General features: G+C 39.1%; 11 protein-coding genes. 5 read left to right on the top strand and 6 right to left on the bottom strand.

The window, feature by feature from the left end; all coding sequences use genetic code 11:
- Positions 1-24: 24 nt before the first annotated feature.
- Positions 25-912 carry a U32 family peptidase gene (locus tag FNZ24_RS13750; protein ID WP_153915227.1) on the top strand — a complete coding sequence of 296 codons (888 nt, stop codon included), beginning with the start codon at positions 25-27 and terminating at the stop codon, positions 910-912.
- An 11-nt stretch (positions 913-923) separates the two neighbouring features.
- On the opposite strand, the gene FNZ24_RS13745 is transcribed toward FNZ24_RS13750, so the two are convergent.
- Positions 924-1373, bottom strand: a complete 450-nt coding sequence (locus tag FNZ24_RS13745) for a hypothetical protein (protein ID WP_153915225.1) — start codon at positions 1371-1373, stop codon at positions 924-926.
- Positions 1374-2152: 779 nt separating this feature from the next.
- On the opposite strand from FNZ24_RS13745, the gene FNZ24_RS13740 reads away from it, so the two are divergent.
- Positions 2153-3430 (top strand): YjiH family protein, encoded by a 1278-nt coding sequence (locus tag FNZ24_RS13740; protein ID WP_153915229.1) that lies wholly within the window; start codon positions 2153-2155, stop codon positions 3428-3430.
- A 259-nt stretch (positions 3431-3689) separates the two neighbouring features.
- A complete protein-coding gene (locus tag FNZ24_RS13735) occupies positions 3690-4049 on the top strand; it encodes a PilZ domain-containing protein (RefSeq protein ID WP_153915223.1) in 360 nt (119 codons plus the stop codon).
- Between the two features lie 102 nt (positions 4050-4151).
- Here FNZ24_RS13735 and FNZ24_RS13730 read toward each other — a convergent pair whose 3' ends face one another.
- Together FNZ24_RS13730 and radA are read right to left on the bottom strand one after the other, a co-directional pair.
- Complete coding sequence (locus FNZ24_RS13730; protein WP_153915221.1) at positions 4152-5012, bottom strand: transporter substrate-binding domain-containing protein; 861 nt, start codon at positions 5010-5012, stop codon at positions 4152-4154.
- Positions 5013-5543: 531 nt separating this feature from the next.
- Positions 5544-6917, bottom strand: a complete 1374-nt coding sequence (radA, locus tag FNZ24_RS13725; protein WP_153915219.1) for a DNA repair protein RadA — start codon at positions 6915-6917, stop codon at positions 5544-5546.
- A gap of 208 nt (positions 6918-7125) precedes the next feature.
- Here radA and FNZ24_RS13720 point away from each other — a divergent pair, with 208 nt between their 5' ends.
- Entirely contained in the window at positions 7126-9510 is a 2385-nt protein-coding gene (locus tag FNZ24_RS13720; RefSeq protein ID WP_153915217.1) for a PilZ domain-containing protein, read from the top strand.
- A 173-nt stretch (positions 9511-9683) separates the two neighbouring features.
- On the opposite strand, the gene FNZ24_RS13715 is transcribed toward FNZ24_RS13720, so the two are convergent.
- Entirely contained in the window at positions 9684-10586 is a 903-nt protein-coding gene (locus tag FNZ24_RS13715) for an alpha/beta fold hydrolase (RefSeq protein ID WP_153915215.1), read from the bottom strand.
- A gap of 250 nt (positions 10587-10836) precedes the next feature.
- The gene (gene serB, locus FNZ24_RS13710; RefSeq protein WP_153915213.1) at positions 10837-11823 is read right to left on the bottom strand and encodes a phosphoserine phosphatase SerB; all 987 of its coding nucleotides are present in this window, start codon (positions 11821-11823) and stop codon (positions 10837-10839) included.
- A gap of 87 nt (positions 11824-11910) precedes the next feature.
- Between serB and FNZ24_RS13705 the strand changes: the two genes are divergently transcribed.
- Positions 11911-12744 (top strand): AhpA/YtjB family protein, encoded by an 834-nt coding sequence (locus FNZ24_RS13705; RefSeq protein ID WP_153915211.1) that lies wholly within the window; start codon positions 11911-11913, stop codon positions 12742-12744.
- An 84-nt stretch (positions 12745-12828) separates the two neighbouring features.
- Here the strand turns inward: FNZ24_RS13705 and deoD are convergent, their stop codons facing one another.
- Positions 12829-13539 carry a purine-nucleoside phosphorylase gene (gene deoD / locus FNZ24_RS13700; RefSeq protein WP_153915209.1) on the bottom strand — a complete coding sequence of 237 codons (711 nt, stop codon included), beginning with the start codon at positions 13537-13539 and terminating at the stop codon, positions 12829-12831.
- Positions 13540-13602 lie beyond the last annotated feature (63 nt).

The following is a 13602-nucleotide window of genomic DNA, read 5'->3' as shown; positions in this document are numbered from 1 at the left end:
CCAATGGCAGTAAGGTAAATATTGATGAAGATTTCTCTCGCACCAGTAAGCTATTGCTGGGATAAAGTCACTATGGAACATTTCTATCAACAAGCCGCTAATAGCCAAGTTGATACGATTTATTTAGGTGAAACCGTATGCAGCCGACGTCGTTTGCTCAAATTTAATGACTACCTTGAATTAGCAGTCATGCTTAAAGCGCATGGCAAGCAAGTCGTGTTATCAACGATGGCATTGATTGAAGCTCAATCAGAGCTTACAGAATTAAAAAAATATGTCGAAAATGGCGAATTCAGCATTGAAGCCAATGACATGGCTGGCGTACAAGTGGCTAAACAAGCCAACTTACCTTTTATTTGTGGACCGACAATCAATAACTATAACCGTACCAGCTTAGATTTGTTGCACTCAATGGGCATGAGCCGATTTGTCATGCCATATGAACTTTCAAAAGCCTGGCTCAATCAGGTCATTAATCATCCTAATAAGCCTAATTTTGAAGTCGAAGTGATGGGGCACGGGTTTATTCCATTAGCCCATTCTGCCCGCTGTTTTACCGCTAAACACTTTGGTTTAAGTAAAGATAATTGCGACACAATTTGTCAGCAACACCCCAAAGGCATCTTAGCTCAAACCCAAGAGCAGCAAAACTTATTGCGTCTTAACGGTATTCAAACACAATCGGCAGCCAGTATTGATTTAACGCAAGAGTTGATGGTAATGGAGCAGATGGGGGTAGATTACTTTAGAGTGTCGCCAAGCAGTCTTGAATGCTTAAATATTGTCAATGCACTCGCCAATGAGTTATCCAGTAACACTGAAGACAAAGTATGCTCACCTCAGCTATCAACAGCTAACTCTCAAGCTTGTAATGGCTATTGGTTCGGCCAAGCAGGATTACAACAAGTATAATTTGAGCCAATCTATTTCTTACCTTGTCGGTGGGGTAAAAAATACCACCGACAAATACTCAGCATCCAAAGCCACATTGAAACAATACTGCCCCAAAATAATATCGATAACCACCACACTTCAGGTTTTGGCGACTGCGATACGATAGCTTGGAATAACATACCGTCAGAAATGGGCTTAGCCCCTAAGCTTTCTCGCCAATATTCATGTGACAATATAGCGCCATGAATAATTAATACTAAACAACTTAAAATAAACGGCATGCACAGTGGTGGTTTTCGTTCTATAGCACATTCGACAACACATAAAGCTGCACTTAGAAAACCAAAGTAAATATAAATAGAGACGGCATGCAGATGTAAATGATGAACATTCAGTGGGAATAAACCAATTGCAGCAAGGGAAATAAAAGTCACAATTAATGATAACCACATCAAACCACTGCTGAAGCGGTTACTCATTTGTAACCCAAACAAACAACTCATGGTTAAACTGAGGCTACCAAAAAATAGTCCTCCATTTATAAGTATTGCTGTCGATGACCGATTGTAGGTCCCCAGTTCACTTAATGAAAACTGAAAAAAACGATATTGTTCCCCGTACTGTATGTATTCGAAAGTAACCGATAACACAATACCAAGAAAAAGGCCGAACAAGCCCAGCAAACCAAAGAGGTAAGCTAATCTAGCAATTTTTTCAGTTTTATTAATTATCACTGCTAAGCAACTTCCTTATAAATTCGCATCTATCATACTTAATCGTAATAGATAAAACCTCTACCGACATCTAATCTATAACAATTATATTTAGTATCTGAATTTAATAAAAATAATCTATTTATTTCGAGATTAACAATAACTCAAACCCAAAACGCCCCAAACAATTAAAGTAACACCAACAAAACCCGCCAAAAACAATTTCACAACCTACTGATTACAAACAAATTAATCCGTGCATTTATCACCAAACCCTATAGAATATAGATACGCAAAATAACTCAATAACTATTCGTTAAAGTGAATAGTTTTACATAGACTAGATAAGCAGGTAACCTTGCCTCGCTTAACGCATCATTGAATGGACATTCAACAATTTTCCCACTGGACGGTAAGACACAATCAGCCATAATGATATGGTCAATTGCTAAGGCATATATAAAGTGACTCAAGAAAAACAAAAACATAACATAAAGACAATACTGACCTTTATCATTCCGTCACTGATCGGTTTGTTATTGTTCATGACGCCTATCAGCTATAACGATGCGATTACCATTCCAATTGCAATACTGTCTAAAGCGGTACAAAGTCAATTCGCTGAGGTTTTGCCATTAATCGTCACTTGTATTGTCGTCTTTATGGCTATCATATCGGTATTGACTAAAGTCATTAAGCCAAAGTTGGTGCAAGAGAAGCCTTTCCTAAATACCCTACTTAATGTGTCGCCATTTTGGTTAATCGTTCGTATTTTAGGTGCTGTATTTATTGTACTCACTTACTTAGAAGTAGGATCAGAGGCTATCTATTCAGCCGATACTGGCGCTTTAGTGCTTAATGATCTGTTGCCAGTACTCTTCTCGGTATTCATTTTTGCCGGAATGCTATTACCTTTATTACTGAACTTTGGATTATTAGAGTTTTTCGGCACTATGCTAACCAAGCTTATGCGTCCAATTTTCAACTTACCTGGCAGAAGCGCCATTGATTGTATGGCTTCGTGGTTAGGTGATGGTAGTGTTGGTATCTTAATGACCAACAAGCAATATGAAACCCGTTTATACACCGAACGTGAAGCAGCAGTGATTGGTACTACCTTCTCGGCAGTATCTATTACTTTCAGTTTAGTTGTTATCTCTCAAGTTCAACTTGAACACCTATTTGTACCTTTCTACTTAACTGTGTGTTTAGCAGGTTTTGTTGCCGCGATTATCGTACCTAAGCTGCCTCCATTGTCGTGGAAAAAAGATTTATATATAGATAACACCCCTCGCCACCCTGATGATGAAATGATCCCACAAGGTCATGGTGTTATGTCTTGGGGCTTTGAGCAAGCCTTAAATAAAGCTTCCCGTGCAGGTGGTGTTAAACATGTACTACAAGAAGGCGTTAAAAATGTCGTAGATATGGTATTCGGTATTATTCCAGTGGTTATGGCTATTGGTACTGTCGCTTTAGTATTGGCAGAAAACACGCCAATATTTGACTACTTAGGTATGCCATTTATTCCTTTACTAGAGTTGCTACAAATCCCTGAAGCAGATGTTGCTTCAACCACTATTGTGGTGGGTTTTGCAGATATGTTTTTACCCTCAATTCTAGCTAGTTCAATCGAATCTGATTTAACTCGCTTTGTGATTGCTGCTTTATCTGTTACTCAGTTAATTTACATGAGTGAAGTTGGTGCATTACTGATTGGCAGTAAAATCCCAGTAAACTTTTTTGAACTGTTTGTGGTATTCATCCTACGTACTTTAGTGACGTTACCTGTTATTGCACTATGTGGTCACTTACTTGTGTAGCATAACGATTATCGTTAATAAAAAAGGAGCCTAGGGCTTCTTTTTTTATGCGGGTAATTTATCAATTTTTATAATTTAGCCAAGAATGTATTGTTTACTCACCACCATAACAATTGATTAAGCCTTTATTGGCATTCATTTTTATATAGCGTATTCTTTAAAGTAACATAGCTAGCTCTAAGCTCTAAGCTCTAAGCTCTAAGCTCTAAGCTCTAAGCAAAAGGCTTGCTCAGCAGCATCAATAAGTGGATATCATTTTATGGATGAAAGAAGAAAATTCACCCGTACTCTTTTTGCGGCAACGGCTTCAGTGAATATAGAAGATAAAACCTATCGTACAGATATTTTAGACTTGAGTATCAACGGGGCTTTAGTTTCCACCCCTGAAGGACTTGAGGCTGAAGAAGGTCAAAGCGTTGCATTAAGCTTCTTACTCCCAGAATCCGATATTGTATTAAGCATGGACACCGTCCTTGTTCATAAAGAGGTAAACCATTTAGGTTTAGAGTGTCAGCACATAGATTTAGACAGTATTAGCCACTTAAAGCGTATTATCGAGCTCAATATTGGTGATGATGACTTACTACAACGTGAATTGGCTCAGTTAATCAGTCTATAGTGCCTAACCTTAGAGATAGACGTTAGAAATTAGACGTTAGAGATTAGAGTGTAGAGATTCGAACATTAAAGGTAACTAGCCGTTTTTTAACCTTCAATACCTCTATAACCACCAGCTGGTGTCGATAGTTGAAGTCATTGGGTAATCATCATTTTGAAGATGAATAATTTTACGCTCAGACAATCTCGCCTTTAAAATAGAGTCACTGTAATACTTCAAAAACAATTCTTGAAAAGACAAATCATCAGTGGCTTTATTCAGGCCTTTTTCTATTCTTTCAGCAAGCTCTGGTAGATCTTTATTTACAAAAACGTACACAGGCAAGTTATAAACAAGCGCGATATTAGGCTCAATCATTAAATCAGGTAGTTGACGATTTAAACGCTGTTTTTCTTCCCATATCTCATTCACACCTCTCGGGAAATAATCAAAACGCTTTGCATCCAACATGCGATGCAAACTCGTTACTGTCCCCACTTCTTGAGTAGGTAAACGGTTTTGGCGCAACACTTCAATATCAGCCCAATGCATTCCAAAGCCAGCAACAAATGAGTCGCTTAAGTCCTTTGTGCTGCTTACTTGTTGAAATTTTTCTAAATTGTCTTGATGTATCAGTAATAAGCGATACCCAAGTAAGCCTTTAAGCAAAGGAATTTTGATTGGAATAAAGTTTTGCTCACGCTCTTTGCTAGAAGCCAAAAAGGCTATATCTACCTCTCCTTGCTCAAGCATTTTTAAGCCGCGCCCGGGTGTGACTTGTTCAGTAAATTGTAATCTGGTGTCAGGGTAATCAGCTGCAGTTTTATCAAGTGCAATTTTAAGCAACTCGATATGATACTCAAATTGAAAATCGGTTTGATATAAGCGTAATACTTGGGTGGAAGTAGACTTTGCTGAGACATCAGCAATAAAAAGGCAAATAAAAGCAATCCAAAAGGCTTTAAAACAATTGTACAGCGTCATGCTAAGTTACATCACCTTTTAAAATATTTTATAAAACCATACACTTTAAATAACTAACTATTACAATCACTTATAATGCATTTGCAGATAAATTGACTGACTAAAGCTGTTAGGAACCTTCTAAATTTTAAGGCTCTCGATCATAACAAGCGCATAGTATCTTTTTTGTACACACCTGCCTAGTTAAAATTAAACAAGTGTATGGCGCTAGCAAAAGGATGTGTCAACGCAAGCTGACACTTTGAACTAGCGCCTTTCGAGAATGGCTAGGGCCTGTTGATCTTTGCTGGTTAAGTTTTGTTCGAAATAAAAACGTTTTAATCGAGGCGGATGAATTGATGCCTAGTCATCTAAGCAAAATTGATCCAACAAAGAGTAAAACGCTTTTAGTCGAACCCTTCGGGCAGCGTTTGTTGGTCATTTTTACTGCGTTATCGACTTTTTATGTAGAATAACTACACCGCAAAGTCTCTGCCTTGTACAAATGACCAACAATTCGCCGCAAAAACAACCTTGAAAGATCAACAGACCCTAATTAATCAATTCGAGTAACTCATGAATTGTTTTAATAGGATGAATTTTAGCCCCTAATCCTTCCATAGATTTATGGTAGTTTCGGTGTGGAATGTACACTTCAGTAAAGCCATGCTGCACAGCTTCCTTCACTCTTGGTACCCCACTATCAATCGGTCTTACATCACCATTTAAGCTGAGTTCGCCCATAATACAAGTCGTTCTCGGCACCACAAAATCATTCAAACTACTTAATAGCGCTGTGACCAAAGCCAGATCAATACAGGTTTCAGATTCATCAATTTTAAGTCCACCCACTAGATTAAAGTAGGTATCGTGAAATATCTTTGTGCGGGTATGCTTTCTAAGGACACCCGTCAGCATTTTAATCCGATTCATATTAAGGCCAACACAAACACGTTGAGGAAATTCCCCTTCGGTTTCGGTCGTCAAACATTGAATTTCAAGTAATAAATTACGGTTACCTTTGCGAATGCAAGTAATCGCAGCGCCAGGAGACTCAGTGGTTGAACCTGAGAGGAAAATCTCACTTGGGTTATCAACACTTATCATGCCGCGCTCAGTCATTTTAAAGATACCCACGGTATCCACATCACCAAAACGGTTTTTGTTTGCCCTAAGGGTTCTTATTTGGCCATCATTACATTCGATGTGGGTCAAACAATCCACAATATGGATCAGGGTTTGCGGGCCTGCTGTCTCATTATTTTTGTTTACATGGGCCACTAAAAACATGGTCACATTATTCTGTTTACAATACTGAGTTAATGCTTGGGCACTGCTTTTGACTTGAGAAGGAGAACCAGGACTGCCATTGGCTGAGTCAGACACAACTGCCTGAATTGAATCGATAACAGCAAACTTAATTTTCTTGGCATCAAGTTCAGCAATAATGGCTTCTACATTCGTCTCAGCCATCAGATATAAATTGTCTTCGTTATAGTTAAGCTTTAAACGATTCACACGATTTTTAAACTGCGACAAAGACTCTTCAGCAGTACAGTAAAGTGACGGCATATTTTGTGACATACGCGCAATTAAATCAGACAACAAGGTGGTTTTACCTGCGCCAGGATCACCTGAAATGATGTTCACAGAACCGGTTGTCAGTCCACCACATAACACCCTATCAAGCTCACCAATACCAGTGAGGTGCTTTTGCGCTTCAAACTCTTCTACATCACCTAGTTTCTTAGAACCGCCGCCCACAGAGCCCGCATAGCCAGCAACAGAAGCTGTTGATGATTTAACCGCAGCAATTCGAACCTCTGATATCGTATTCCATTCTTGGCAAGCACTGCATTGCCCTTGCCAACGAGGAAAGTCTTGTCCACATTCATTACATACAAACGCTGTTTTATTCTTTGCCATGCTTCACTGTCATTACGTTTATCAAAAAAGAGATTTAGGTTAATAATCAACCGAGCTACATTAAAATGGTATTTTAATTGTTATATTACTTGCTTTAACAGACACATAAATTAAATTTGTATAAAGTAAGTATTTCGCTAGCCGATAAGACTACCAGTCAGACTTATATTTAGCACCTAGTTCTCGCATCAAAAACTGAAAAGAGCCAATGAGCATAGAAGACCATAGTCAGCTAATAGAACAACTCAAGCCGCTACTGATGGAGCCAGATTTCAAAGATGTCTTTGAAAAGCTGACTGTCGACGAATCTAATTCGACTCGATTTCTTCTCAAAATGGAGCTTAACCGCCTTTCAGCAATATGCACACGTATTATCGATTTACGTGATAAAACTGAGCTAGAGTGCCAAGAAGTAAACATAGCTAAACAACGTCACTTCCTAGATGAACCCGCCAAAGTTTCATTAGTCCAAGCCCTGCAACTCTATCGAAATAAATACACCATAGGTGTTTATGAGCATGTACTTGATCAACACCGACTACGAAAAGAACAATTACGTAAAAATAAACAAGAACCCGTTATTGAAACTTCGGAGTTAGTGGTACCAGGTGTCGTCATGGGCAGTTACTTCAATCGCAGTGAAGAGCGAATGAATTACTCTATTCGTATCTCAGCCTCTCAAGATGGCGGTGCAGAAGTCATTGGTGCTAGTTTAGACCTGTCTGTGGGTGGCGCTAGAATACGCTTACCCGCTAAACACCGTTTCGAACAAGACAAGCCACTGCGCATTAAGTTATTAGAACTTAACGAAGAATTCTTTTTTGAAGATTTGCAGAACGGAGTTGATTATCAAATTGTTGATATTCAATCTAAAGATGACAGTGCCATCATGCGCTTACGCAGAATTGGTGATAGCGTTGAACTTGATAAAGTGCTCACCCAACTGATCCGCGGCTATAAGTTTCGCTATAAAGTTGATGTAAACGATGTCATCGTTAATGCCACAGGTCTAGGCTTTGAACGTCACTACTTACCGATGTTAGCCCATATGCCTTTGTATATTTCTGTTGCGGACGGTAAGCCTTTCATCAGTCATCAATTATTAAGCCGCGGCAATCAACCGATATTGCAATATTTCATTGACGAAAAAGAAGTTAGCCAGCTTCCAAATATGTTAACGAATAATCGTTTGGTTAACCTTATCAAGTACCCCAATGAAGCGGATCATAGTTTATTTTTTTGTTTCACCCATCAAGCTAAAGGTGTAACTCAGTATTTTTCGGCCTCATTACATGAGCTAAAGCAGCACAATGCAATGCAATTATTTTTTGGCTTTGGTGCTGCCAAAACCAGTTGGCGAATTTTTAAAGTCGCCCAACAAAAAGTTAATCACAAACTGAATTACAAAACCTCGACACTTCCTGGTGATGAAGACCAATACTCAGCATTAACTGAACAGCAATTGGCTAGATTCAGTTATATTTTACAGCTCATTGATTTAACAAATGAAGATGTAAGACCTAATTACCGAGCTTGGTTCAGCGAAGAGGATAACGTCAATGAACTTAAGCTCTTTAATCAAGTTAAGCTTAAGAAAAATACCATAAAGCGCCTATCTATGCCCTTTAGTGAGCGAAGAAGAGAAGCACGTTTCGCTTTCAAAACCATCATTGAAATAGAGCAAGAAGGCAAAAAAAGTCGCGGTATTTCACATGATATTTCAACCCGTGGTATGCAGTTTACTCTGGAGGACCACACTAAGTTCAATTCCCCTGCTGAAGTGAGTTTAAGCTTTCCAAAACTGCAAGCTATTGCAGGTAAAGCTGAACTTAAAAAGCTTCCTTATCAACTGATTAGAAGCAGAAACAACCATCAAACATTGCATTTATCTGCAATTGTTGGTCATGAACCTCACCCAGGAGTCGAGTTTCTTAATAAACTGATCAACCATAATCGAGACAAGTTTGAACAGTTATCAGATGACGAGGGCGAACTTAAAGAGTTAGCTGATGGAATGAAGAACTTACTACTAAGGCAATTAGTTGGAGTTCCTTATTTTGTTGAAAAAACCAAAAAGTCAGCTCAACTTGCCTGTATCGGGGTAGGTACTAAAACGGATGAAATTAGCCATTTGTTTGCAGCTGGCTCAACCAAACCGCTTAACTTTAACCTGACCCCATTATTTGATGAGATTCAGTTTAAGCAACTCATAATCGACCCTATTCGAAGTATGAAACCCATTGATGGCGCTAAGTACTTTGAAGTGTTTATGCAAATTTCACGGCAAGGAAGAGGCGCAATTAACATCCAAACTCAACTGATGGATGAATTTAACAGCCGCTCAGCACAAATCAAGTTTATAAGCCATGCGCAAGCTGTTGGCCGCTTTATGGCACTAAGGGTTTATTTTGGTGCAACAGACAAGCCTGATATGAGCTATATTCGCCGAGAAATGGAGTACATTACTATTCATGCAAGTCACCGAGCAAAACAGCTTGAAGAGCGATTATGGCAGGTCATCGGCAGTGGAGAGTTACTGGATATTACCGCCGAAGTGGAAGTCAGGTTTCCTGAGCTTCATATTAATACTTAGAGCTAGATAGTTAGTAATAGAGTTTAGGCCAAAGTACTTAAACCAAAACACTTAAACCAAAACACTTAAACCAAAGAATTAAAAATAGTCATTAAGCCTTCAAAGACGTTCTATCTTGAAGGCGTTTGAGGGCGTTTGAAGACGTTAAAACATCAGTGTTAAATTGTCTCGAGTTAAAAGCGGTTGTACCAATCACTTACCAATGGGAAATGATCCTTCACAGCTAATTTGTCGGTTAGCATTCCACCATGAGTATAATCTCGTTTAAAGCCTTTGCGTTTGGCCAGCAATGTATATTCAGCATCTTGCAAACCGCACTCACTCATCATATCTTTCACATCAGATGGATTTCCCAGCACAAAGTCGTTTTTACCTGCTATGAACCAGCTTTTTGGCCAATGAATATTTTGTACAGCCTCGCTATAGTTAAACTGATCTTCAGCATCAACCCAATCGCCTCTGACCCAGTCAATGGTTTGTAATAACGATAACCGGCTTTCATTATCCATTCCTAGGCGATATTTATCAGCTGCTAGGTAGCCTTGATATTTTGTCATTAACGGTGCGAGACGATTCCAAAATAAATCCACCATCATGGTTTTTCGAAATGACTTCACTTTAATGGTTCGTTTAGTACCAAATGTGACAAATGATGCGACTTCATCGCGTAAACCAGCTAAACGAATGTAACTACTTGCCATTAACACACCACCCCAAGAGTGAGCACACCAATGCACCTTTTGTGCTTGAGCATGGTTCAGCACGAACGCGTGGGCAATTGGCAGTTGCTCTAGAATAACTTCAGTTTGTCCCATGTGGTAATCTGCATCAATTCTTGGCGAGCTTGCCCCTCTTCCTGCAGTATCTAATACATAAACATCATAGCCTTGCTCTGCAAGAAAACAGCCCAAACCTTTTCCTGAAGGGCTATAAAAAACCCGTCCATTGGACATGGCACCGTGAAGCATCAAGATAGGTGAGCGATTACCGCTATCGGACTGTAATAAAGGGTTAGCTTTGATATGTCGAAGATGAAGTTTTCCACTTCGATAAGGAAGGTAATGAGAATGCTGCATACAAGTCTTGATATATCCGTCATCATGAATATAACCACGGTAAACACAGCAAGTCTGAATTACAAGTTAATTAGAGTAAAAAATCTAATCAGCTAAATCTAATTAACTAAATCTAATTAACTAAACCTAATTAACTAAATCTAATTAACTAAGTCGCTCGTGTTCGAGAATGAAATCCACTAGCACGAGCGCATAAGTTTTGCTTAATCAGCTCATCGCCATTAGCAACAAGCCAAAATTATTGTATAGCTTAGCCTTGCAAGTAAAACACCAAACAACGTAAGTCTAATTTTTGAATGCTAGCATCAGCGGCCGCAAGCAGCTTTGGCTTAGCATGAAAAGCGACCCCAAAATCTGCCGCATTCACCATAGGGATATCATTCGCTCCATCACCGATTGCCATACGCTGGCCTATAGCGATTTGCCAAGCGGCACTACTTTTATCGATAACATCGGCTTTATATTGCGCATCTACTACTTCACCAGTGACTTCACCCGTTAACTTACCATCTTCTATCACAAGCTCATTAGCATAAGCAGCATCAAGCTTTAAAAGATCTTTTAAATGCCCCACAAACGGAGTGAAGCCGCCAGAAGCTAGCACAAGCTTCCAATCGTTAGGTTTAAGTTCTGCCACTAAGCTTTCAAGCCCAGGCATTAAAGGTAAGTTTTCGCATAAGGTGGTAATAATATCTTCACTTGCACCAGCTAATTTACTGACACGTAATCGAAGGCTTTCTTCAAAATCAAGTTCACCTTGCATAGCTCTTTCTGTGACTTCAGATACAGCCTCACCAACACCAGCCATCGCTGCTAATTCATCAATACATTCAATTTGAATAGCTGTCGAATCCATATCCATCACTAGTAAACCTGGCTTAAAAAAGCTTGGTAAAGCTTGGGTTACTTCCAATAGCTCGGCATTAATGTCTTTAGGAAATTGTTCAATAAAATCAGTCAACCTTGTAGAGGATGCGATCTCCAAGCCTTTTAAATTGTTGTGGCGCATTAACACCGCAATAGAACAATCTTGTTCTAAACCTTCAAACCACTGACTAATCCCATCAAATGCCGACTCATCAAATATCACCCGAAATCGATGCGGCTGTTTTATCTGAATATTATTAATAAACTCATCTTCAAAATAACGAGTAAGTGTATTGGAGTTAGAGGTAAAAGACGCATCAAATCCTGAGAATAACCATGTTAGAGCTTGTTTATTTTTCTGACTTTCCATCGACTGCATTTCCCCAATGATTGCGACTATCTACTATGATTTATTTCGATTAGTATTAATTAAATAGAAAAAATACCAAGGATTAAAGTGATTTTTGTTAAAGGTCTTAAGAAAAGTCAGAAAATTAGCAGGATCATTCAAATCGTCTTGGCGGTTATATTACTGTTTGGGCTAACACACTTGTGGAAATCTAGCCTCAACAATGGTCAACAGTTGCTTAACTCTCAAACACAGATAATGGCTCGGTTATTAGCTCAGCAAGCTGCAAATGGTGCTGCGCCAGCAATGTTCTTACAGAATGACGAACAACTTCAGTGGCTTGCAAACGCTTTGATTGATGACCCTAAAGTCATGTCGGTTAATATTTACGACGCACAAGGTGTCAGGCTGGCTTTTGCTCAGTCAGTTTCTGAGGAGGACCTTGATGCCGATGACCAAGACTTGAAACAACTTCTATCGCCTTACCCGCCGATGATAGAAAACGTACTCCAAGGCGAAAATAACTTAGGCTATATTGAGGTTCGACTCAATTTACGCATTTTCTTTGATGAAATAAAAACTTTATATCAAGAAAATATGAAGTTACAGCAAACCATGCTTATCGTCGCGGGCATCATTGGTTTACTGTTATCAAGAGCATTATCCTTTAAACGCGCTGATTTTGACCGCCGTAAAACACGCGCAAAACAAGGACGAAAAAATAGTAACCTTCTGCAGAAAAATGCAGTCGAAGATGATGACGCCTCACTAGAAGAAAGTGAACTAGACATCAATGAGCAAAATGATAAATTGAGCCATAATGAAACAGGTGATATCGAGTATCAAGAGCTTTCGAGTCTGAAAAAAGAACAAACTGAGCCGGAAGGCAGCCCACGAGTAAAAAAAGCGAAGCAAAAGCCTATACTCAATGACAAAGAATAATATACTGCTTAATTAATATTACAGACATAAAAAAGGGATAACGCAGACGTTATCCCTTTTTTTACTTAGCAAATTAACTCTATATTAAAGAGTAATCGCTGCATCTAATGTCATAACAATCATGTCATTGAACGTAGTTTGACGCTCGTCAGAAGATGTTTTTTCACCCGTTCTGATATGGTCAGAAACAGTGACTACACATAATGCTTTAGCACCTAATTCGTGCGCTACACCGTAAAGGCCAGCAGCTTCCATTTCGACGCCTAACACACCCATTTTTTCCATAGTGTCAAACATAGAAGGATCTGGAGTGTAGAATAAATCAGCAGAGAATACGTTACCAACACGGATCTTAGTACCGTGAGTTTTAGCTGAATCAACGACAGCACTCAATAGGCCGTAATCTGCGATAGCAGCAAAATCTTGACCTTTGAAACGTAAACGGTTGGCTTGTGAGTCAGTACAAGCACCCATACCGATGATCACGTCACGTACTTTAACGTCTGTGCTGATTGCGCCACAAGTACCAACACGGATCAGGTTTTTAACACCATAATCTTTGATCAGTTCGTGAGCGTAGATTGAACAAGAAGGAATACCCATACCTGAACCCATAACAGAGATGCGAGTCCCTTTATAAGTACCAGTGTAGCCGAACATGTTACGTACATCAGTCACTAGCTCAACGTTTTCTAAGAACGTTTCAGCAATGTATTTTGCACGTAATGGATCGCCTGGGAATAAAACTGTTTCGCCAAAAGCACCGTCAACAGCATTAATATGTGGTGTAGCCATGAAAAACCCCTATATTTTTATCTTAAATCTTTAAAATGAGTAATTAAGTCATCCCCTTAATTA

The sequence above is a fragment of the Shewanella sp. TC10 genome (assembly GCF_009663145.1).
In the GTDB taxonomy this organism is placed as follows: domain Bacteria; phylum Pseudomonadota; class Gammaproteobacteria; order Enterobacterales; family Shewanellaceae; genus Shewanella.
The sequence above is the reverse complement of the archived record's forward strand: the minus strand, read 5'-3'. Positions and strand labels throughout refer to the sequence as shown.